Annotated in this window: 19 protein-coding genes and 1 tRNA gene; 5 read left to right on the top strand and 15 right to left on the bottom strand. The window is 63.3% G+C overall.

Features of this window, described 5'->3' with window-relative positions; genetic code table 11:
* The first annotated feature begins 466 nt into the window (after positions 1–466).
* Together NKJ90_RS05765 and NKJ90_RS05770 are read left to right on the top strand one after the other, a co-directional pair.
* Positions 467–1816, top strand: a complete 1350-nt coding sequence (locus NKJ90_RS05765) for a glucoamylase family protein (RefSeq protein WP_023761494.1) — start codon at positions 467–469, stop codon at positions 1814–1816.
* Positions 1806–3335: a mercuric reductase gene (locus tag NKJ90_RS05770; RefSeq protein ID WP_023761493.1), complete on the top strand. Its 1530-nt coding sequence runs from the start codon at positions 1806–1808 to the stop codon at positions 3333–3335. The genes NKJ90_RS05765 and NKJ90_RS05770 overlap by 11 nt, the downstream gene beginning before the upstream one ends.
* A gap of 121 nt (positions 3336–3456) precedes the next feature.
* Here NKJ90_RS05770 and NKJ90_RS05775 read toward each other — a convergent pair whose 3' ends face one another.
* The 15 genes from NKJ90_RS05775 to NKJ90_RS05845 all read right to left on the bottom strand — a co-directional run bounded on the left by NKJ90_RS05775 (position 3457) and on the right by NKJ90_RS05845 (position 18554).
* Entirely contained in the window at positions 3457–4032 is a 576-nt protein-coding gene (locus NKJ90_RS05775) for a DUF1349 domain-containing protein (RefSeq protein ID WP_023761492.1), read from the bottom strand.
* 93 nt (positions 4033–4125) lie between these two features.
* A complete protein-coding gene (locus tag NKJ90_RS05780) occupies positions 4126–5565 on the bottom strand; it encodes an aldehyde dehydrogenase family protein (protein ID WP_023761491.1) in 1440 nt (479 codons plus the stop codon).
* Positions 5566–5873: 308 nt separating this feature from the next.
* Positions 5874–6359, bottom strand: a complete 486-nt coding sequence (locus tag NKJ90_RS05785) for a hypothetical protein (RefSeq protein WP_023761490.1) — start codon at positions 6357–6359, stop codon at positions 5874–5876.
* Between the two features lie 120 nt (positions 6360–6479).
* Positions 6480–7040, bottom strand: coding sequence for an FMN reductase (gene msuE / locus NKJ90_RS05790; RefSeq protein WP_023761489.1), 561 nt, complete (start codon positions 7038–7040; stop codon positions 6480–6482).
* A 64-nt stretch (positions 7041–7104) separates the two neighbouring features.
* Positions 7105–8352, bottom strand: coding sequence for an SfnB family sulfur acquisition oxidoreductase (locus NKJ90_RS05795; RefSeq protein ID WP_023761488.1), 1248 nt, complete (start codon positions 8350–8352; stop codon positions 7105–7107).
* A gap of 24 nt (positions 8353–8376) precedes the next feature.
* Entirely contained in the window at positions 8377–9183 is an 807-nt protein-coding gene (locus NKJ90_RS05800) for an ABC transporter ATP-binding protein (RefSeq protein WP_023761487.1), read from the bottom strand.
* 85 nt (positions 9184–9268) lie between these two features.
* Positions 9269–10606, bottom strand: a complete 1338-nt coding sequence (locus NKJ90_RS05805; protein WP_352485787.1) for an ABC transporter substrate-binding protein — start codon at positions 10604–10606, stop codon at positions 9269–9271.
* Between the two features lie 65 nt (positions 10607–10671).
* Positions 10672–11712: a branched-chain amino acid ABC transporter permease gene (locus NKJ90_RS05810; protein WP_352485788.1), complete on the bottom strand. Its 1041-nt coding sequence runs from the start codon at positions 11710–11712 to the stop codon at positions 10672–10674.
* A gap of 3 nt (positions 11713–11715) precedes the next feature.
* Positions 11716–12615, bottom strand: coding sequence for a branched-chain amino acid ABC transporter permease (locus tag NKJ90_RS05815; protein WP_352485789.1), 900 nt, complete (start codon positions 12613–12615; stop codon positions 11716–11718).
* The gene (locus NKJ90_RS05820; RefSeq protein WP_023761485.1) at positions 12612–13544 is read right to left on the bottom strand and encodes an ABC transporter ATP-binding protein; all 933 of its coding nucleotides are present in this window, start codon (positions 13542–13544) and stop codon (positions 12612–12614) included. The genes NKJ90_RS05815 and NKJ90_RS05820 overlap by 4 nt, the downstream gene beginning before the upstream one ends.
* 121 nt (positions 13545–13665) lie before the next feature.
* Positions 13666–14769: a dimethylsulfone monooxygenase SfnG gene (sfnG, locus tag NKJ90_RS05825; RefSeq protein WP_023761484.1), complete on the bottom strand. Its 1104-nt coding sequence runs from the start codon at positions 14767–14769 to the stop codon at positions 13666–13668.
* Between the two features lie 145 nt (positions 14770–14914).
* On the bottom strand, positions 14915–16375 hold the full coding sequence (locus NKJ90_RS05830) for an FAD/NAD(P)-binding protein (RefSeq protein ID WP_023761483.1): 1461 nt from the start codon (positions 16373–16375) through the stop codon (positions 14915–14917).
* Positions 16372–17544: an FMNH2-dependent alkanesulfonate monooxygenase gene (ssuD, locus tag NKJ90_RS05835; RefSeq protein WP_023761482.1), complete on the bottom strand. Its 1173-nt coding sequence runs from the start codon at positions 17542–17544 to the stop codon at positions 16372–16374. Before ssuD ends, NKJ90_RS05830 begins: the two co-directional genes overlap by 4 nt.
* A gap of 369 nt (positions 17545–17913) precedes the next feature.
* Positions 17914–17989: transfer RNA gene (locus tag NKJ90_RS05840), tRNA-Ala, on the bottom strand.
* Between the two features lie 172 nt (positions 17990–18161).
* The gene (locus tag NKJ90_RS05845) at positions 18162–18554 is read right to left on the bottom strand and encodes a TIGR02300 family protein (protein ID WP_352485791.1); all 393 of its coding nucleotides are present in this window, start codon (positions 18552–18554) and stop codon (positions 18162–18164) included.
* Positions 18555–18760: 206 nt separating this feature from the next.
* Here NKJ90_RS05845 and aroA point away from each other — a divergent pair, with 206 nt between their 5' ends.
* From aroA to rpsA, 3 genes are all read left to right on the top strand, one after another.
* On the top strand, positions 18761–20119 hold the full coding sequence (aroA, locus tag NKJ90_RS05850) for a 3-phosphoshikimate 1-carboxyvinyltransferase (protein ID WP_023761479.1): 1359 nt from the start codon (positions 18761–18763) through the stop codon (positions 20117–20119).
* 83 nt (positions 20120–20202) lie between these two features.
* A complete protein-coding gene (gene cmk / locus NKJ90_RS05855) occupies positions 20203–20853 on the top strand; it encodes a (d)CMP kinase (protein WP_352485793.1) in 651 nt (216 codons plus the stop codon).
* A 208-nt stretch (positions 20854–21061) separates the two neighbouring features.
* A complete protein-coding gene (rpsA, locus tag NKJ90_RS05860) occupies positions 21062–22759 on the top strand; it encodes a 30S ribosomal protein S1 (protein ID WP_013528183.1) in 1698 nt (565 codons plus the stop codon).
* Positions 22760–22800 lie beyond the last annotated feature (41 nt).

A 22800-nucleotide genomic window follows, 5' to 3' on the forward strand; every position in this document is an offset into this window, starting at 1 on the left:
CAATAAACGGCGTCTCCATTGTGCAGCGCAATATAACCTATCGTGCCCGGCGCTCAATGGCAAATCCGGTCACCTTGTCTTACAGCGAGGCATTTGCGGAGAGGCGCCCGGCAGCACATCGACTTCATACTGCCAAAGATACAGATGGCCCGCGTTGGCGAGATCGACGAGTGCCACTACCTCTGCGGATCGCCTCGGAGGAGTGCTCGTTCACGACGGCCGCCATGTTCGACTTTTCCAGCGGCCGCGCCACCTACTAAGCAGGACGCATCTCAATTCCGCGTGACGGTGCAACGAACGGGTGCGCAGCGGCGTATAATCCCAGACTTCGAATCGACGGAGACGCAACAAAGCTATGCGGGGAAAGCCATGACACGGCGTGACAGTTCGGCAATGACCTGCCGGTGCTATGCCACCGCTTGGCAACTGACGGATGCCGCAGCAATCGGGCGGGAGCTTGCTTCTTTTGCTTAAGGTCGAACCTGCCGTGCTGTCCGACGACGAGCTTCTGGAGCGCTATCAGCGCGCCGCCTTCGATTATTTCATCGAGAACGTGAACCCGGAAAACGGACTGGTCGCCGATACGTCGCGGCCGAATTCGCCGGCCAGCATCGCTGTCGTCGGTTTCGCGCTGTCCTGCTACCCAATCGGCGTCGAGCGCGGCTGGATGGCGCGCGATGTGGCCGTGAAGCTGACGCTTGCGGCGTTGCGCTTCTTCTCGACGAGCCGGCAAGGCAATGGCGACGAGGTCACCGGCCACAAGGGTTTTTACTACCATTTCCTCGACATGCGAACCGGCCTGCGCGTCTGGCGCTGCGAACTGTCGATGGTGGATACGGCATTGCTGATATCAGGCATGCTCGTGGCAGGCGCCTATTTCTCCGACGACGACGGCGACGAAGCCGAAATCCGCCAACTGGCCGAGGCGCTCTACCGGCGCGTCGACTGGCGGTGGGCGCAAGGCTCGAGCCCGACGCTCCGGCAGGGCTGGAAGCCGAAGAGCGGCTTTCTCCACTATGGCTGGGAAGGCTACAACGAAGCGACGATCCTCTACGTGCTGTCGATGGCCTCGCCCGACAACCCGACCTCGGACGACAGCTACGAGGGTTGGACGGCGACCTATCAGTGGGAAAACATCTACGGCTACGACGTGCTCTATGGCGGTCCCCTGTTCATGCACCAGTTCTCGCATGCCTGGATCGACTTCGCCGGCATCCGCGACGCATTCATGCGTGAGAAGAACTCGGACTATTTCGAAAACAGCCGCCGTTCGACGTACCTGCACCGCGACTATGCGCGCCACAATCCCTACGGCTACGGCGGCTACGACGCGAACCTGTGGGGACTTTCGGCGGGCGACGGACCTGGCAGCTTTCGTGCCAGCGTACAGCGACAGCGTCGCCGGTTTTCCGGCTATGCCGCGCGCGGCGCGCCTTTCGGGCCGGACGATGGAACGATCGCCCCATGGTCCTGTCTGGCGTCGCTGCCCTTCGCGCCGGATATCTGCCTGGCGGCCTTGCGCCATCTCAGGGACCGCTACCCCGAGGTGATTGACAATTTCCGGCTGCCGAGCGGCTTCAATCCGACACTGGCCAACCGGCGAAAATTCGGCCGCAACGGCTGGGTGTCGGAAGGCCATTTCGGGTTGGATCAGGGCATCGTGGTGATGATGATCGAGAACCATCGGTCGCGCCTGATCTGGGAACTGATGCGGTCCAACCCGCACATCCGCCGCGGCCTGGGCAGAGCCGGATTCAGCGGGGGTTGGCTATCTAAGCCGGCAAGCCCGGCGTCAGGTGGTGGCGATGTCGCGTGACCGGACCATGGCCACCGCCTTCCCTGTCGATCGCAATGACATCGAGCTGATCAGGGGTGCCCATCCACCGCTGTGGAAGAACCCTGAGCCCAATGGCCCATACAATCTCCTCGTCATCGGCGCCGGGCCGGCCGGCTTGACCGCTGCCAGCGAGGCGGCAAACCTCGGTGCGAAAGTCGCGCTGATCGAGCGCGGGCTGATCGGCGGCACCTGCATCAATGTCGGCTGCATCCCGTCAAAAGCGATCATCCGCACGGCCAGGCTCTATGCCGATATGCGCGATGCCGAAAATCTTGGCGGCGACACGCCGGACCGTCTTCGCATCGACTTTCAGCGGGCAATGACGCGGATGCGGCAGATCCGGCAGCGGATCAGCCGCGCCGATTCGGCTGCGAGCGTGGTTTCCGCAGGCATCGACCTCTACTTCGGCGAAGCACGTTTTTCCGGGCCGGACGAGGTCACGGTTGCCGGGAAGACTCTGCGTTTCAAGAAGGCGCTGGTTGCGACGGGCGCGCGTCCGGCCCTGCCGACGATTCCGGGCCTCACCGAGGCCGGCTATCTCAGCAACGAAACGATGTTCGATCTCACTGAGTGCCCGAAACGGCTTCTGGTCATTGGCGGCGGACCGCTCGGGTGCGAGGCGGCGCAGGCCTTCTGCCTGCTCGGTGCTAGCGTCATCCTGGTGCAGCGGGAGCCGATGTTTCTGCCCGGCGAGGAACGCGACGCCGCCCAGATCCTTTCCGACGCGCTGGCGCGCGAAGGGGTCGAGGTTCGCCTGAATACCGAGGCGGTGGCGGTGCGTTCAGAAGGCGGCAAGAAGCTCGCCGACCTTGTGTGCGACGGCGACACGATGACGGTTTCCGTCGACGAGATCATCACCGGCATCGGCCGTTCGCCCAATGTCGACGGGCTCGACCTGGAGAACGCCGGGGTGGCGTACGACGCCACCGGCATCAAAGTGGACGATTACCTGAGAACCACCAATCCGCGCATCTATGCGGCGGGCGACGTCTGCCTCGCATACAAATTCACCCATACAGCCGAAGCGACGGCGCGGATTGTTGTGGGCAATGCCCTGTTTCTCGGACGCAGGAAACTAAGCGAACTGATTATTCCGTGGTGCACCTACACCGATCCGGAGATCGCCCATGTCGGCCTCTATCCAACGGAGGCGCGCCAGAACGGCATCCCGGTCAAGACCTATACGGTGCTGATGCACGACGTCGCCCGCGCAGTCATGGACGGCGAGGAGGAGGGTTTCGCCAAAATCCACGTCAGGGAGGGGTCCGACCGCATCCTGGGTGCCACGATCGTCGCCAGTCATGCGGGCGAGATGATCAATGCGGTGTCGCTGGCGATCAAGTCGGGCATGGGATTGCACGCGCTGGCCGACGTCATCCACCCTTTCCCGACGCAGGCACAAGGCATAAAAATGGCCGGCGACGCCTATCGGCGGACAAAGCTCACCTCATCCTGGAAACATCTGGCGGGCCGCTGGCTGGCGTGGTCCAGGCGGTGACCACACCGTGCTCCGGCGCAAAGTCCGCAGCGCCCGCTGCTCAATCATCGTGCTGTGCGGGACCTGCTTCGCATACACGCGTCCAGGCACGTCCATGGTGAGGGCCCGAAGCTCTCTTCGATCATTCGTGCAGTTCGCGCGAAATCGGCGGACCGACGGAAAAATCGGAGAATGTGACCTCGAAACCCTCGCGCTGCGGCGAGCAGCACATCATACCAACATCGACCGTCTTCGAGATCGGAAAATAGGCAAGCCGCACCGGCTTCCAGTAGCTGTCGGAAGCATCGAGGTACTGGACGCGGATCGTCTCGGCGTGACGGGTCACTCGGATCCTGACACCGTCGGGACTGGCCGGAATTGTGGCCAGCGACCAGTCGGAGGCATCGTTGGTGACGACGACGGAAAAGTACATCACGCCGTCGCTGTATTCGATACCGGCCTTGATCCAATGCGTTTCACTCAGCCGGACCATCAGTCCGGCCTGATCATAAAGCACCTTGTAGTCGCCTTTGACGGTGACCTCGGCGGTGAAATCGCCCTCGACCTGCCGGTAAAGAAAGTGACCGTTGTCGCGCCAGAAATCGTAGAACGTCTCGCGCCAGAAATCGGTCTCCTTACCGGTTCGCACACGAACGGCATCGCCGTCGATGGAATGGTGCGGCGGCGGATTGAGCCAGGTCAGGTTCTGCACCGTCATCGCTTCGCACCACTCCAATCTCGATGTGCCCAGTCTTGACCGTACGTAGGGGTTGCGGGCCCGATCAGCCTGGCATGATCGGCCAACGGCCGATCAGCCTGGGAACGTATAGGCGGTTTTCACCGTGGTGTAGAATTCCGCCGCGTAGCGGCCTTGTTCGCGCGGGCCGTAGCTCGAGCCCTTGCGGCCGCCGAAGGGAACATGGAAGTCGACACCCGCTGTCGGCAGGTTGACCATCACCATGCCAGCCTCCGAATTTCGCTTGAAGTGGGTGGCATGCTTGAGGCTCGAGGTGCAGATGCCCGATGTCAGCCCGAACGGCGTGTCGTTGGCGACGGAAAGCGCCTCGTCATAGTCCTTGACGCGAATGACGCTGGCGACGGGTCCGAATATCTCCTCGCGCGAACTGCGCATGGCGTTGGTGGCCTGCGTCAGCAGGGCCGGCTGCAGGTAGAAGCCCGGCGTCTTGCGGTCGAGCCGCTCACCGCCGAAGGCAAGCGTGGCGCCCTCCCTGACGCCGATGGCGATGTAGTCCTCGTCCTGCTTCAACTGTGTGGCGTCGACGACCGGACCGATCTGGGTCTGCGCGTCGAGCGCGTCGCCGATAACCAGCTTGCTCATGCGATCCTTGAGGGCGTCGACGAAACGGTCGTGAATGGCATCCGTCACGATCAGCCTGGACGAGGCGGTGCAGCGCTGGCCCGTCGAGAAGAAGGCGCCGTTGAGCGCGCAATCGACGGCAACCGCCAGATCCGCATCGTCGAGCACGACCAGCGGGTTCTTGCCGCCCATTTCGAGCTGGAACTTGCGCATATGCTCGATGCTTGCCGCGGCGACCCGCTTGCCGGTGCCGACCGAGCCGGTGAACGTGATGGCGTTGATATCGGGGCTGTCGAGCATCGCCTGACCGACCACCGAGCCTTTGCCCATGACGAGATTGAGCACGCCCTTCGGCAGGCCGGCGCGGTGCAGGATATCGACGATGGTCCAGGCGCTCTCCGGAACCAGCTCGGCCGGCTTGAAGACGACAGTGTTGCCGTGGCAGAGCGCCGGTGCGATCTTCCAGGCCGGAATGGCGATCGGGAAATTCCATGGCGTGATGATGCCGACCACGCCGACCGCCTCGCGCGTGATCTCGACGCCGACGCCCGGCCGCACGCTCGGCACGACCTCTCCTGAGAGGCGCAATGTCTCGCCGGCAAAGAAATCGAAAATCTGGGCGGCGCGAATGGTCTCGCCGATGCCCTCGGCCAGCGTCTTGCCTTCCTCACGCGCCAGGTTGCGGCCGATCTCGTCCTTGCGTGCCATGATCTCGTCCGCGGCCTTTTTCAGAACCGCGTGGCGCGCCAGCGGACCGGAACGGGACCATGCCGGAAACGCCGCCTTGGCTGCAGCGATCGCCTGCTTGGCCTGCTCGACTCCCGCCGAGGCATAATCGCCGACGACATCGCCGGTATCCGAGGGGTTGATGTTACGGGAACCGGCTTCGCCGACCCATTCGCCATCGATGAGGTTCTGTCGAAACAGCGTCATATCCTGTCTTCCCTGCTGGTTGGCCGCGCGGCGGCATCTGTCTGAATTGGTATTTGCCAGACAATTGCCTTGCGGGAAAGCAAACACTGCGTCACTTGCCGCGACAAAAATCCCCCTCGCTTGCGACGTGGGCGGCGAGAAAGCCCATCGAGCTCAGCTCGGCTGGCGCCGACGAGGAACGCGTCAACGCCATCCACGACATGGAAGAGAGTCAAGGATATCGAGGATTTTGTCGCGCTGTTTCGTGGAGATGAATTCGCGCAAACGTCAACGGCCATCCACTGCACGCAAGGACTGGAGCCGGCTGGTCAGAGGGTGAACGACCACAACAGGCAGGCCAACGTCGCGGCGGCAAAGACGGCGAAAAACAGGCTGCGCAAGAGCACATTGCGGCGCAACTCGTTCATGATGAAGTGACACCCGACGATCGCCGCCGCAAACAGGAACCGCCAGTTCAACAGCGCCCACACGGCGCTGCCCTGGCCGAAGGCCCATCTGGCGGCCAGACAGCCGACGATGGCCGCAAAAAGTGTAATCACGGTCCAGAAGACCGCGTCGGCGGCATGGGTCAGGACGACGCCAGCCGCCCTGATCGGCAGGATCATCATCAGCATTGCGCTGAAGAAATAGACAGCGGCAATCGGGATGAACACGCCGGCATCGGCAATGCCGTCAAGGCGCCTGACGCCGATCGCGCCATAGGGATAGCCGTGCCTGGCTACAGCCAGGCTCAAGGCCATGAGCAAGGCGGTCAGAACGGCGACCAGTGCGAAGGATGTAAGCGCTTTGCTCATGATGTTCCTGTCCCAGACGAATCAGACAGGAACAGGATGTAACGTGCGGTCGTAAACTGCGCGTAAGCGAGGGCGCTGTCCTCGCTTATTTTGATCGTGGCGAAATCTGGTGGCTCCAGACTATTCGGCGGCGATCCTGCCGGCCGAGCGGTTGGCCAGCACGAAGCCTACCTCGTCGACCGCCTGCGCCGCACGCTTCAGGATGGCCTCGGAGTGCAGCACACCGTCGGTGAAATCCTTGTCGGTGGCATAGACGGCGGTAGGCAGGGCAAAGGCCTCGAAGAAGCCGAACAGCGGCCGCAGCTGGTGTTCGACGATCAGGGCATGGCGCTCGCCGCCGCCGGTCGCCGTCAATACGATGGGTTTTCCCCGGAGCGCTGCCGGATCGATCAGGTCGAAGAAGTGCTTGAACAGGCCGGTATAGCTGCCCTTGTAGGTCGGCGACCCGACGACGAGGACGTCGGCTGCGAGGATTTGCTCCAGAATCGCGCGTGCCTGGCCATCGAGATCGCGGGCCCATTTCGCGGGTCCCAGCGACTGACCGAGATCCTCGATATCGTAGGTGCTCGCGGACAGGCCATGGCTGGCGGCGATGTCCCTGGTGACCAGATCGACGAAGGCACGTGTCTTTGACGGCCGGGTGATGTTGCCGGAAAAGCCGACGACTGTTGGATTTGACATGGCAGTGGGCCTCTCTTGGATGGACGTAGTTCTGACGCGACGAGCCGCCCCGCCGCTGGGTAAATCAGCTCCAGGCGTGCAGCGGCGGATTCTCGCCGTTGAGGAAATATTTGCCGAGGATCGAGTACTTCCAGCGCACCGGATCGTGCAGCGTGTGCGTGCGGGCGTTGCGCCAATGCCGGTCGAGATTGTGTTCGGCAAGGGTAGAGCGGGTTCCCGCCAGTTCGAACAGCTTGTTGGTTGCGGCGATGGCGATCTCGGTCGACAGTATCTTGGCTTCAGCAGTGACGATCTGGGCGTGCGCCACCGTCTCGGCGGTCGGTTCGTTCACCGCCCGGTCGATCGCGTGGCCAGCCTTTTCCAGCAGCGCCTGCGCCGCGTGCAGGCGCAGCGTCAGGTCACCGACGGCCTGGATGGTGTAGGGATCGTCCCAGGCATTGTCGACGCCGCTGTCGATCCAGGCGCGGCTTTTGGTCCTGACGAAGTGAACCGTCTCGTCGATCGCCGCCTGGGCGATGCCGGTATCGACCGCCACCTGGATGATCTGGAAGATGGCGCCGTCGGCGGTCGGTCTGTCGTAGCCCTTGTAGCCGGGCACCAGATGCGTCTTCGGCACCTTGACGTTGTCGATGATGACGGTGCCGGAGAGTGTCGTGCGTTGGCCGAAGCTCGACCAGTCGTCGATGACCGTCAGGCCGGACGCACCGCGGTCGGCGATCGCATACCAGGCGCGGCCCTCGTCGTCGAGCGCGACGATCGGCACCAGATGGGCGAGCAGCGCACCGGACGAATAGAATTTCCGGCCGTTGACGACCACATGATCGCCGGCATCGGTGAAGCGGGTCTCGAAATCGGCGGCACGCTTGGAGCCGAACTCGGAAAAGGCGTTGCCGAACCGGGTGCCCTTCAGCGCTTCGGCGAACAGCAGCTTCTGCTGATCCTTGTCGGACACGGTGCGGATGGCGGCGACGACACCGAGATGGTTCTGCGCCACCTGGCCGATCGAGGAGTCCGCCGCCGAGATGATCTCGATCACCTTCGCCAGCGTCGCATAGGATACCTCCGGCCCACCGAATGCCTTGGGCACGTTGATCGACCACAGGCCGCTTTGCGAAAACGCATCGAGTTCGGCAACCGGCCAGATCCGCTCGCGGTCTCGTTTGGAGGAGTCCTTGACGAATTCAGCGGCGAGCGCGCGCGCGACGGCGATCGCCTCAGAGTCGTCCTTGATGATGTGCGCCGGCGCTGTTGGCCGTGCGACTGGCGGCACGGCGGCGGAAGCGTGGTCGGTCTTGACGGTCGAAACGGTCATTTCAATGCTCCTTCGGATTTCGTTTCAGGCAACGGCATGGAGATGGGCTGGCTTGGCGGCAGGCGATGCCTGTTGCCCGGGGGTCGATTGACCGAGATAGAAGGCCCGCACGTCCTCGCGCTGGCGAAGGTCGGCAGCCGTGCCAGAGAGAACGGAGACGCCGTTTTCGAGGACAGTGGCATGGTCGGCATATCTGAGCGCGACCGCCGAGTTCTGCTCGGCGACCAGGATCGACAGGCCGGTCTCGCGATTGAGTTTTCTAAGCGTCTGGAAGATGTCCAGGACGATGAGCGGGGCGAGCCCCATCGACGGTTCATCGAGAACCAGCAGGCGCGGCCGCGACATCAACGCCCGGCCGACGGCGGTCATCTGCTGTTCGCCGCCCGAGGTCAGGCCGGACAATATCCGGCGCTTTTCCCGAAGCCTCGGGAAATAGTCGTAGATCCGCTCGAGGTCTTGATTGATCTCGGCGCGGCGGCCGCTGCGGCCGATGCCGCCTGCAACCAGATTTTCCTCGACGGTGAGGCTCTTGAAGCAGTGGCGACCCTCCAGCACCTGGACCAGGCCGCCACGCACAAGATCGCCCGGCTTGCGGCGCGAGACATCGCTGCCTTCATAGCGGATGGTGCCGGCATTGACCTGGCCGCGCTCGGCAGGCAAAAGGTTGGAAACAGCCTTCAATGTCGTGGTCTTGCCCGCGCCATTGGCGCCAAGCAATGCCAGGATCTGACCGCGCCGCAACTCGAAGCTGACGCCGTGCAGCGCCGTGATGGCGTGATTGTAGGTGGCATGGACCGCGTCCACGGCAAGAATGACGTCATTGTCCGGCATGGGCTCTTATTCCCGTGGTTCGATGAACCGAAATAGGCCGGGGGCTGCGTGTGGAAAGTCGTTCGCAGCGCCCGGCCTTGGCTGATCAGTTGGTGGTCACCGCGTCGGCATCATCGGCGGTACGCAGCTTGATGCCCTTCTCGGCGGCATAGGCCTCGGCAGACTTCTCGATGATCGGCCGCAGCAGCGCCCAGTCCGGCGCGATCCAGTCGGAGACGACGTTCCACTTCTTGCCGTCCCACTGCTGGAAGGTCACGTAGCCTTCGCCTTCATGATTGTCCCAGCTGACGTTGATCGAGTGGAACAAATCCTTGGCGCCGAGCGCCTCGACCTTGGCCGGATCGAGCTTGAGGTGCTCGAAACCCCAGCGGACCTCGTCGCCGGTCAGTGTGCGATGGCCGAACTTCTCCTGCGCGACGCGGATCGCCTCGACATTGAGGATACCGTTGACGATGCCGAGGTTGTGGTAGACCGAGCCGATGCGCGACTTGTCTTCCAGATTGCCCTTGCCGGCGCCGTAGACCGTCTTCACGATCTCCTGCACCACCGGATAGGAGTTGCCGGAAGCCTGGGTGGTGATAGCGGTGTAGCCCTTGGCGGCGTCCCCTGCCGGGATCACGTCCTCTTCCGAATTCGACCACACATTGCCGACGATATGGTCGACGGGATAGCCGACCTTGACCGCCGTCTTCAGCGCCACCGGGTTCATCACGCCCCAGCCGCGCAGGACGACGAAGTCCGGCTTGGCGCGGCGGATGGTCAGCCACTGTGACTGCTGCTCGTTGCCGGGATGCGGCACCTCGATCTGCTGAACGGTGAAGCCGTATTTCTGCGCCAGCAATTCATAGATCGGGATGGTTTCCTTGCCGTAGGGCGAGCCGTGATAGAGCACGACGATCTTCTTGCCCTTCAGCTTGTCGATGCCACCTTCCTTGGAGGCGATGTAGTTCACGATGCCGGATGTTTCGCTGTAAGGATTGAGCAGCAGCGGGAATACATAGGGGAAGACACGCCCGTCGGTGGAGTCGGTGCGGCCATGGTTGACGGTGATCAGCGGCACCTTGTCGCCGGTGATGCGGTCGATCATGGCGTAGGCGATGCCGACCGAAAGCGGATTCCACGCGGCGGCACCAGCATGGCTCTTCTGCCGCTCGTAACATTCGACGCCGCGCTCGACCTCGTACTGGGTCTCGCATTCGTCCCAGGTCAGCTTGACGCCGTTGACGCCGCCATCGCGGATGTTGATGAGATTGAGATAGTCGATGAAGCCGCCGAAGAAGCCGGTGCCGCCGGCCGCATAGGGCCCGACACGATAGCTCTGCAGCGGGAAATATTGCTCGTCGGCGTGCGCGGCGGGCAAGGCCACCGACACGATCATCGCCGCGGACAGCGCCGCCGCCTTGATTGCGCTGAGGAAAGTCATTGTCGAGGTACTCCGGTATGGGCCGCCTTGGGTTCGGCCCCTGGTTCATTTTCGGATGCGTCAGCTCAAGTCGATTGCCAGGCGAACAGGAGCCGTCTTCGGAGCCTGTCCCAAAGGGCCACCAGCCCGTCGGGTTCGAGGATCAGAAACAGGATGATGAGCGCGCCCAGCACGATGCGCTGGCTCATGTCGAGCACGCCCGAATCGAAGAGATCGCCGAGCAAGAAGCCGCCGAGGCGAGACAGAGCGAGTGGAAAGACGACGATGAGGGCGGCGCCGAAGAAGGCGCCACGGATCGAAGCAAGGCCGCCGATGATGATGATGAACAGGATCTGGAACGAGCGGTCGAGATCGAAGCCGTCCGGCTCGACGGTCCGCAGATACGCAAAGGCCCAGATAACGCCGGCGACGCCGATGATGAAGGACGAGATGGCGAACGCCAACAACTTGGTCTTCAGGACCGGGATGCCGATGATGCGGGCGGCTGTTTCATTGTCGCGGATGGCGATGAAATTGCGCCCGGTCTGCGATGAGACCAGCCGATAGGCAAGGAAGGTAAGGATGGCGACAATGGTCAGCGCGAAGAAATAGCGGCCGACGGCGCCGTCGAGCGCAAAGCCTGAAATCGACAGCCTGGGCGCATCAATGACGCCAGATGCCGAATTGTTGGAGAACCAGCTGAACTTGGTCAGTGCCCACTGCACGAAGAACTGCGCGGCAAGGGTCGAAACCGCGAGATAGAAACCCTTTAGCCGCAAGCTCGGCAGACCAAAGACGATGCCGATCGCGGCCGCGACGATGCCGGACAGGAAGATGCTGCCGATCAAAGGCAGGCCTTCGACGCGCAGGTTGAGATTGTAGGCGGCAAAGGCGCCGGCCGCCATGAAAGCAGCACTCCCAAGGGAAACCTGGCCGGCATAGCCGGTGAGGATGTTCAAGCCCACGCCGGCGAGGCTGAGCGCCAGGAACGGCAGCAGGATGGCCTCGAACAGATAGCTCGAGCCGACCAGCGGCACGACGACATAGGCGAAGGCGAGCAACAGCACGGGCACGACCCATTTCGGCAGCACCGGCGCCGACGAGAAATCGCTTGATATCGCGGTCATGGCTCAGATCCTCTCGACAAGCTTCTGACCGAACAGGCCGGAAGGGAGGATCAGCAGGAAGACCAGCGCGACGACATAGGCAAACCAGCTCTCGATGCCGCCGCCGAAATAGTCGCCGATATAGACCTCGGCGAGCTTCTCGCTGGCGCCGATCAAGAGCCCGCCGACGATGGCGCCGAGGATGGAATCGAAGCCGCCGAGCACCAGCACGGGCAGCGCCTTGAGCACCACCAGCGACAGCGAGAACTGCACGCCGAGGCGTGCGCCCCAGAGCAGTCCCGCCACCAGCGCGACGAGGCCGGCGGCGGCCCAGACTGTCGCCCAGATCAAGGGCAGCCTGAGGCCGACCGCGAGTGCGGCGAACTGGTCGTCGGCGACAGCGCGGAAGGAGAGGCCGATGCGGGTGTAGCGGAAGAACAGCGACAGCAGGGCGACCATGCCGGCGGCGACCACGGCGGCGAAGATGTCGAACTGGCTGATCAGCACGCCGCCGATTTCCAGCGGCACGTCCTCGATGCCGAGATCGAGGCCGTGGACCTGCGTGCCCCAGATCAGCTGGGCGGCGCCCTCGATGATGTAGGACAGGCCGAGCGTCGCCATGAACAGGGTGATCGGCGGCTTGTTGGTGAGCGGCCGCAGCACCGTGCGCTCGATGGCGATGCCGATCGCCACCATGATGGCGAAGGTGATCACCAGCGCCAGCGCGAACGGAATGCCGCGCTCGACGAGGCTGACGAAGGTGAGTGCGGCGAACAAGAGCATCGCGCCTTGCGCGAAATTGAGCACGCCCGAGGTCTTGTAGATCAGCACGAAGCCGATCGCGACCAGCGAGTACATGACGCCGGAAAGCAGGCCGCCGAGGAGCACTTCGATGAAGAACTGGTAGTCGAAATCGGCGATCATATGCCCGCCCCGTCCTCATTGTCCGAGGCGACGCCGAGATAGGCATCGATGACGCGCTGGTCGTTTCTGACTTCCTCGGGTGTGGCGTCGGCGATCTTGCGGCCATAGTCGAGAACGGCGATGCGGTCGGACAGTCCCATGACGACGCCGACATCATGCTCGATCAGCACCACGGTGGTGGCGAAGCGGTCGCGCGCGGCGCGGACGAAGGCCGCCATCTCGCTCTTTTCGCTTGCAGTCATGCCGGCCATCGGCTCGTCGAGCAAAAGCAGGCGCGGCTCAGCGACCAGAGCGCGGGCGAGTTCGACCCGCTTCTGCAGCCCGTAAGGCAGCGTACCGGCAAGGCGATCACGAACGGCAGCAAGATCGAGGAATTCGAGGATCTGTTCGGCGCGGCTGAGCGAGTGGCGCTGCTCGGCACGCGAGCGGCCGATGCCCAGCACCTGGCCGGCAAAGTTGGAGCGGACCTTGTAAGCGAGGCCTGAAGCGACATTGTCGAGGACGCTGAGACCCTTGAACAGCGCAAGGTTCTGGAAAGTCCTGGCGACGCCCAGATGCGCCAGCCGCTGCGTCGGGACCTGAGCATAGAAGATGCCGTCGAGCTGAACATGGCCGCGATCCGGCCGGTAGACACCGCTGATGACGTTGATCAGCGAGCTCTTGCCGGCGCCGTTCGGCCCGATGATGGCGCGGATTTCGCCGGGGCGGACCGACAGGTCGATATCGGCCAATGCCACGACGCCGCCAAACGACAGGCCGATGCCCTGCAGTGAGAGCAGCGGCGAGGCTCCGCCGGCAACGGTTCCCGTCGGCTCGGCGCTGTCTTCGGACGGCTGCTGCCACGAGCTTGAGGGTAGGCCGCGCGCAAAGACTTCCGGTGCATAGGCCGAAGCCTCCATCACTCCTAAGGCGTAACTGGGCAGAGGCATTCCAACAGTCCTCGATGTCTTCAGCAGGCGCGCAAGTCTCCGTGGCCGCTCGACGGATCGAGCGTGCCGGGCAACCTTCATTCGTTTGCTGGCTGGAACCAGTCCGGCCAGGCTGTGGGGGCTACTCTGCCGCCAGCGACGCTGCCGCCTCGGCGTTTTCCAGCTCGCGAACGAGCGGGATGACATGCTTGCCGAAATACTCGACCTCTTCCTGGAAGTGCAGGAAGCCGAGCAGGATGAGATCGGCGCCGGCGCGCTTCAGGTCGACGATGCGCTCGGCGACCTGCCTCGGCGTGCCGATCAGGTTCGAACGGAAGCCGTCATTGTACTGGACCAGATCGTCGAAGGAGGATTTCGCCCAATTGCCCTCGCCCTCCGGAGACGCCTTGCCGGCATTCTTGACCTCATGGCCAAAGGCGTTGACCGCCTCGGGATTGGCCTTGGCGATGATCTCGGCAAGCACCGCCTTGGCTTCGTCCTCGGTCTCGCGAACGACGGCAAAGGCGTTGACGCCGACCTTGACGGAATGGTTGTTGGCTCTCGCCTTGGACTGGATATCGTCGACCTGCTTCGCGATCTCGGCCGGCGTGTTGCCGTTGGTGAAGTACCAATCCGAGACGCGCGATGCCATATCGCGCGCGGCACGTGACGATCCGCCCTGGAAGATTTCGGGCAGCGGATGCGGCGGTTTCGGCTTCAGCGAATATTCGTTGAAACGATAGAAATCGCCGCGGAAGGTGAAGCTGTCTTCGGTCCATATTCCGCGCAGCGCACGGATGAATTCCTCCGAGCGGCGATAGCGCTCGTCATGGTCGAGCCAATGCTCGCCGATGGCGTGAAACTCGCCGCGGAACCACCCGGAGACGAGGTTGATCGCCACGCGGCCGTTGGTCAAATAGCTGATGGTGGCGATCTGCTTGGCCGCCAGCGCCGGGTTCCACGGTCCGGGCAGGATCGCTGCGATGACCTTGAGCGTGGTGGTCGCCGCCAGCAGATCATGGCTGAAGGCCACTGATTCATGCTGTTCGTCGGCGCCGTAGCCGGCGGTGAAACGGATCTGGCTGAGCGCGTAGTCGAAGCCGGACTTCTCGGCGATCTGCGCCAGCTTTCGGTTGTACTCGGCCGAATGATTGGTGCGCTGCTCGATCTTGGAAATCACCAGGCCGCCCGAAACATTGGGCACCCAGTAGGCGAATTTGATCGGGTCGGCTCCTGCGTGTGCCATAAACTGTCTCCCATTCAGGCCGTGTCGTTGATCGGTCCGGACCGATGCCGGTCTTCGCCATTATTTATTATGTTTATAGAATATATATACAAAGAAGGATTTTCCGTTTTTGGGGCCCTCATGGGACGGAAATACCAATTTCTGCTCAGCAGGTTGCCGATGTCAGCCCGCGAGCAGCATTGGCACTGACGGCCGGCGGCAGCGCTTCGACCAGCTTTGCAATTTCGGCCGCGACGTTCTGGGCATGGCGGGCGACCTCGGGCAGGCCCATAAGTTCGCCGAAAGTCCCTCGTGCCAGCGGGCCGGCGACGAAGAGTGTCGTGACCGACCTGCCATCCCGGTCGACGGCGCGGCTGTCGAGACCCGTCTCGATGCCAAGCCCGTATCGGTCAGCCTTGATCAGCCCGCCTTCAGTCAGCGAGCGCAATGCCGGGTTCAGTTGTAGCGCCTGCTGATGCGCCGGGCCGGTGGTGTTGATGATGGCATCGAAGCGCGTCGTCTCGATCCGCGTCTGCCCGCGCCGTTGAAAGCTGACAGCCAGGCTGCCGTCCTCATCGTTCGATGCGACAAGCCTGGCAGCGATGGTTTCGAATGTGCCGGCCGCATGGCGGCGGTCGAGCACGGAAGCGACCTGCGGGGCGATCCTGAAGCGATGCACGTCCCAGAACACCCGCAGCTGGCGGACCAGCCTTGCCCGCTCCGGTGGGGCAAGTGCGGCCCACAGCACCGGGCCCTGCAGGCGCAGCTGGTCGAAGACGGACTGCCAGTTGACATTGGCCACATGTGCCGCTGCCAGCGTCGCGCGAATGTTCTTGAGCAGGCCAAGCGCCGTCGTGGCCGGTGCGGACGCAAAGTCGCCGAAGGGTTCGCCCCTGATGTCCGGGTGGCCGCGCGAGCGCAGCCCGCGGCGCGACAGCGCCAGGATGCGGCCGCGATGGCCACGGCGGTCGAGCTCGGCGACCATGTCGGCCGAAGTCAGTCCGGAGCCGACGATCAGCACCTGTGCGTCCGGCGCGATCCCGGCAAGCGCGGCTGGCGCGTACGGATCGGCGATGAAACCCGATGCTTCAGACAGCGAGGCCAGTGCGGTGGGAATTCCAGGCTGCGGATGCGTCGCTGCCAGGACGACGATGTCGGCGGCAACCGATCCGCTGGGCGTGTACACAGTCCAGCCCGTCCCATCCGTCTCACGCGTCACGCGTGTCGCGAGACCCTCGACATGACGGATAACGCCGGAACTGAGATGGGGCGCCAGATGCTCGGCAACATAGCGGCCGAACACGCGCCGGCGCGGATAGGCATCGCCGTTCTTCCAGATGGCGTCCGGGTCGAGTTGCAATTCTCCGCTGCCAGTCAACCAGCGCGCAAAATGCTGCGGATCGTCGGGAGCCATGCTCATTCTGGCGGCCGGAACATTAACCCGATGCGACGGCTCCTCGGTGGAATAGGCAAGACCGCCGCCGAGCACCGGCCGCGGCTCGATCACGGAAGTCGACAGGCGCTCCGGCCAATAGCTTCGCGCCAGCTGCCAAGCTACCGCCGAGCCAGAAAAGCCGCCGCCGATTATGGCGACGTGCAATCGCGGGACCGAAGGCAGCGCGTTCACGAGGCGCTTGCGAGCGACTTCGGCCGGTGATCGCCGGCGATGGTCTCGCCGAACGGGCCGGTGTTGACGGACGAGGCGGCAAGTTTGACCGGATGATCGGTCGGCAATTTCGGCAGCACCAGTTCACCGAAGCGATAGGCTTCTTCGAGATGCGGGTAGCCGGACAGGATGAACGTGTCGATGCCGAGGCGTCGGTATTCGTCGATGCGCTCAGCGATCGTGTCGGGATCGCCGACAAGCGCTGTTCCCGCGCCGCCGCGCACCAGGCCGACACCGGCCCAGAGGTTGGGCGCGATCTCGAGCTTGGCGCGGTTGCCGCCATGCAGCGCGCTCATCCGCGCCTGGCCGACCGAATCCATGCGGGCAAAGACCTTCTGCGCCGAAGCGATCGTCGTGTCGTCGAGCCGGCTGATCAGCCTGTCGGCGGCGGCCCACGCCTCTTCGGTGGTTTCGCGGACGATGACATGCAGGCGAATGCCGAAGGAGAGCTTGCGGCCGGCCTTCTGCGCCAGTTCGCGCACGCCATCCAGCTTGCGCTCGACATCGGCGGGCGGCTCTCCCCATGTCAAATACTTGTCGATTTCCTGCGCCGCCACCGCGGATCCGGCGTCGGACGAGCCACCGAAATAGAGCGGCGGATAGGGCGTCTGCACCGGTGGAAACAGCAGCCTTCCGTCCTCGATGCGGAAATGCTTGCCCTCGTGCTCGACCGTCTCGCCGCTCAGCACCCGCTTGTAGATCTGCAGGAACTCCTGCGTCACCTCATAGCGCTCGGCATGCGACAGGAAGATGCCGTCGCCCTTATTCTCGAGCGGATCGCCGCCGGTGACGACGTTGATCAGCAGGCGCCCGTTGGAAATGCGATCCAGCGTCGCGGTCATGCGCGCGGCGAGCGTCGGCGACTGCAGGCCGGGCCGTACTGCGACAAGGAAACGCAATCGCTCTGTCAGTGGCACCAGCGCCGATGCGATCACCCACGAATCCTCGCATGCCCGGCCGGTCGGCAGCAGCACGCCGTAGTAGCCCAGCGTGTCGGCGGCCTTCGCCACTTGCGTCAGATAGGGCAGATCGACGGCCCTGCCGCCTTCCGTCGTGCCGAGATAACGGCTGTCGCCATGCGTCGGCAGAAACCAGAGCACCTTGATGCGTTCGGGAATATCTTTGGTCATGGCCTGCCTCCCGTGCGCCGACTGGCCTGGTCGGATATGGCTGGCTTGGTAAAGGGGGAGCGCAAAAGAGTGGGCATGGCGTGTCCTGTCCGGAGAAAACCAGATCGCCAGTGCAGATTGCTTATTCTATAAACTCTGTAGAGTTAGTTTATTCCAATTCCGCCGCCGTTAGTGGAATTTCTCTCCATCGCTCGAACCCAAACTATTGGTGCTACGCTTTGATGGACCGTGGGCCGCAGCCTCGCCATTCCGAAACCCGGCTACGGCGGACAGGCGATCGAGCAGCATGAAGCCATTCCCGAGCTGGCAAGCCTTTGAAGAGGCGCGATTATCCCGCAAGGAAACAGCCAGGTTTGCAGAGGGACTGTTTGGTGGAGCCAATCGGGATCGAACCGACGACCTCTTGAATGCCATTCAAGCGCTCTCCCAACTGAGCTATGGCCCCACTTCCGGCAGTCAACCGGCGCCGTTTCCGGCGAAGAGATCCGGCGCGGGTTGGAGACCGCGCCGTTAGTGCAGGCGGCTTCTAACCCCGCCTTTCGTCAATATCAAGCCTTCGAGAGCCGCTTTTTCGCCGCAGGCCACGAAAGCCTGCAAACGCCCACTTTCAAGGCCGATCAGACCTCGTCGTCGTCGTCGTCGCCGACGCCGATCATGTCGGCAACGTCGTCGTCTTCTTCCTCTTCGTCGGCGAGGAAAGTATCGTCTTCGTCTTCGCCGAGATCGACATCATCCTCGTCGTCGCCAAGATCCGGCAGGTCGTCGCCCTTGACGTCCTCGTCGGCCTCTTCGAGCGAGACGACCTCGACGCCCTCTTCTTCCTCGGCATCCACTTCCTTCTCGGCCACTTCCTCTTCCTCCTCGAGGGCGGCAATCTTGCCTTCCTCGAAATAGGAACGCGGATAGGTCTTGCCGGTGTACGGCGAGACGATCGGGTCCTTGTTCAGGTCGTAGAATTTTCGGCCCGTCTCCGGGTCGATACGTTTTGTGCCAAGTTCAGTTTTTGCCACGGCAAGCCTCGTCAATAAAAGAGTGGTCCCCTTAACCACAGTTTGCAGCGCTGTCAAAGCGAAAAGCCGGCGTCACAAAACCATGCATTGGAAGGCCTCGCGTCAGTGACGACCACGGGGGATGACCATTTCGGCCCGCCGTGATACGAGACCGCCGCAACAAATGAAAAGCGCCGGCCCGCCGGCATTCCGTCCAGGGAAATTCCATGTCTCACGCCGCCGCCCCAAAGCCGGCCACCGCCCGCAAATCATCCGCCCTTTCCGGCACGGCTCGCGTGCCGGGCGACAAGTCGATCTCGCACCGCTCCTTCATGTTCGGCGGCCTTGCCTCTGGCGAGACCCGCATCACCGGCCTGCTCGAAGGCGAGGACGTGATGCGCACGGGTGCCGCCATGAAGGCGATGGGCGCGCATATAGAAAAACGCGGCGCGGAGTGGGTGATCCGTGGCACCGGCAACGGCGCGCTGCTGCAGCCGGAAGGCCCGCTCGATTTCGGCAATGCCGGCACCGGCTCGCGGCTGACCATGGGCCTTGTCGGCACCTATGACATGGAAACCACCTTCATCGGCGACGCCTCGCTGTCCGGCCGACCGATGGGCCGGGTGCTCGAACCCTTGCGCCAGATGGGCGTGCAGGTGCTGAAGGCGACGCCCGGCGACCGCATGCCGATCACGCTGCATGGGCCCAAGCACGCCGCACCGATCACTTATCGTGTGCCGATGGCCTCGGCGCAGGTGAAATCGGCGGTGCTGCTCGCCGGGCTGAACACGCCGGGCATCACCACCGTCATCGAACCGGTCATGACGCGCGACCACACTGAAAAGATGCTGAAGGGATTTGGCGCCAATTTGTCGGTCGAGACCGACGAGCGCGGCGTGCGCCACATCTTCATCGAAGGACAGGGCAAGCTGACCGGCCAGACCATCGCCGTGCCGGGCGATCCGTCCTCGGCCGGCTTCCCGCTGGTGGCTGCACTGATCGTGCCGGGATCGGACATAACAATCGAAAACGTGCTGATGAACCCGACCCGCACCGGGCTGCTGCTGACGTTGCAAGAAATGGGCGGCAAGATCGACATCCTGAACCCGCGCAACGCCGGCGGCGAGGATGTGGCCGACCTGCGCGTGCGTTATTCCGAGCTCAAGGGCGTCACCGTGCCGCCCGAGCGGGCGCCGTCGATGATCGACGAGTATCCGGTACTCGCGGTAGCCGCCAGCTTCGCCGAGGGCGAAACGCTGATGCAGGGGCTGGAAGAGCTGCGGGTGAAAGAGTCGGACCGACTGTCGGCCGTCGCCAAAGGACTGATGCTCAACGGCGTCGACTGCACCGAGGGCGAAGCTTCGCTTGCCGTGCGCGGCAAACCGGGCGGCAAGGGCCTCGGCGGACACCCCAACGGCCACGACACGACCGTGCAGACCCATCTCGACCACCGCATCGCCATGAGCTTCCTGGTGATGGGGCTGGCCACGGAAAAGCCGGTTACCATCGACGATCAGGCAATGATCGCGACGAGTTTCCCGGAATTCATGGGGCTGATGAAGGGGTTGGGCGCGGAGATTGGGTGACCATTGATGGGTTGGAGCCAAAGTGGAATGCTGGCGGGACAGCACCCCCCTCTGTCGCGCCTTTCGATCGCAGCGGCCAGCCAATGAGCATCCCCTTCACCATCGCCATTGACGGCCCTGCCGGCGCCGGCAAGGGTACCCTCGCCCGGCGGCTGGCCGACCATTACCGGCTGAACCTGCTCGACACCGGTCTCACCTATCGCGCCGTGGCCTACGCGCTGATCCAGCACGCGCTGCCGCTCGACAATGTCTCGGCGGCTGAAACCGCGGCCCGCCAGGTCGACCTGGCAAAGCTCGATGGGGCGGTGCTGTCGGCGCATGCGGTCGGCGAGGCGGCCTCGAAGGTCGCCGTTTTCCCGACCGTGCGACGTATCCTCGTCGAAAAGCAGCGCGCCTTTGCCAAGACGCCGCCGGGCGCGGTGCTCGATGGGCGCGACATCGGCACCGTCGTCTGCCCCGACGCCGACATCAAACTCTATGTGACGGCGAGCGCCGAGGTGCGCGCGAAGCGCCGGCTGGCCGAGATCGAGAGCATCGGCGGCACCGCCGATTTCGCCGAAATCCTTGCCGATATCGTGCGCCGCGACGAGCGCGACATGGGCCGCGCCGACTCGCCATTGAAGCCGGCGACCGACGCGCACTTGCTTGATACCAGCGAAATGGCTATAGAAGCCGCGTTTCTCGCAGCCAAGGCGATCATCGACGACGTGTTGGCCAAGAGAGACAACGCCTGATCCGGGTTTTTCCCTCGCGTTTCCGTTGTCGGAGGCGAAGAAGACACCCATATCGGGCACGAACCAGCCTGCCAGCATTCTTCATGCGCCGGAATTGCCGCTTAAAGAGCGGCCCAGGGCTTTTGTAGCCCGGAACGCCGGCAGGCTAACGCAACGCTAACCCACGGCGCCCGTCCCGCTTGAGATGCGGGACATTCCAGGAGAAACAATGTCAGCTGCAAATCCCACTCGCGATGATTTCGCGAGCCTGCTCGAAGAATCATTTACCACAGGCCATTCCGGCGAAGGCCAGGTCGTCAAGGGCACGATCACCGCGATCGAAAAGGACATGGCCATCATCGACGTCGGCCTCAAGGTCGAAGGCCGCGTGCCGCTGAAGGAATTCGGCGTCAAGGGCAAGGACACCACCCTCAAGGTCGGTGACACCGTCGAAGTCTATGTCGAGCGCATCGAGAACGCGCTTGGCGAAGCGATGCTTTCGCGTGAGAAGGCCCGCCGCGAAGAGAGCTGGGTCCGTCTCGAAGAGAAGTTCACCAAGGGTGAGCGCGTCGAAGGCGTCATCTTCAACCAGGTCAAGGGCGGCTTCACCGTCGACCTCGACGGCGCCGTGGCCTTCCTGCCGCGCAGCCAGGTCGATATCCGCCCGATCCGCGACGTCTCCCCGCTGATGCACAACCCGCAGCCCTTCGAGATCCTCAAGATGGATCGCCGCCGCGGCAACATCGTGGTGTCGCGCCGTACCGTGCTCGAGGAGAGCCGCGCCGAACAGCGTTCGGAAATCGTGCAGAACCTCGAAGAAGGCCAGGTTGTCGAAGGCGTCGTCAAGAACATCACCGATTACGGTGCGTTCGTCGACCTCGGCGGCATCGACGGCTTGCTGCATGTCACCGACATGGCATGGCGCCGCGTCAACCATCCGACCGAAATCCTCAACATCGGTCAGACGGTCAAGGTGCAGATCATCCGCATCAACCAGGAAACCCACCGTATCTCGCTCGGCATGAAGCAGCTCGAGAGCGATCCGTGGTCCGAGATCGGAACCAAGTTCCCGATCGGCAAGAAGATCAAGGGTACCGTCACCAACATCACCGACTACGGCGCGTTCGTCGAGCTGGAGCCGGGCATCGAGGGTCTCATCCACGTTTCGGAAATGTCGTGGACGAAGAAGAACGTGCATCCCGGCAAGATCCTGTCGACGACGCAGGAAGTCGACGTGGTGGTGCTCGAGGTCGATCCGGCCAAGCGCCGCATCTCGCTCGGCCTCAAGCAGACGCTCGAGAATCCGTGGCAGGCTTTCGCCTCGAGCCATCCGGTCGGCAGCCAGGTCGAGGGCGAGGTCAAGAACAAGACCGAGTTCGGCCTGTTCATCGGCCTCGAAGGCGACGTGGACGGCATGGTGCACCTTTCCGACCTCGACTGGACCCGTCCGGGCGAACAGGTCATCGAAGAGTACAATCGCGGCGATATGGTCAAGGCGCAGGTGCTCGACGTCGATATCGACAAGGAGCGCATCTCGCTCGGCATCAAGCAGCTGGCCAAGGATACGGTCGGCGAGGCGGCGACTTCAGGCGAACTGCGCAAGAACGCGGTCGTCACCTGCGAAGTCATCGGCGTCAAGGATGGCGGTCTGGAAGTGCGGCTGGTCGACAGCGGCATCGAGACCTTCATCAAGCGCTCAGATCTGAGCCGTGATCGCGACGAGCAGCGCCCCGAGCGCTTCACCGTCGGCCAGAAGGTCGACGCCCGCGTCATCGCCTTCGACAAGAAGACCCGCAAGCTGCAGGTCTCGATCAAGGCGCTGGAAATCGCAGAAGAGAAGGAAGCCGTCGCTCAGTACGGCTCGACCGACTCCGGCGCTTCGCTGGGCGACATCCTGGGTGCCGCGCTGAAGAAGCAGGGCAGCTAAGCCTCTTCGCATAGGCTCGAAAACAAAACCCCGCCGGAGCG

Origin of the sequence: Mesorhizobium sp. M0051, from assembly GCF_040323235.1 — a bacterium.
Taxonomy (GTDB): Bacteria; Pseudomonadota; Alphaproteobacteria; order Rhizobiales; family Rhizobiaceae; genus Mesorhizobium.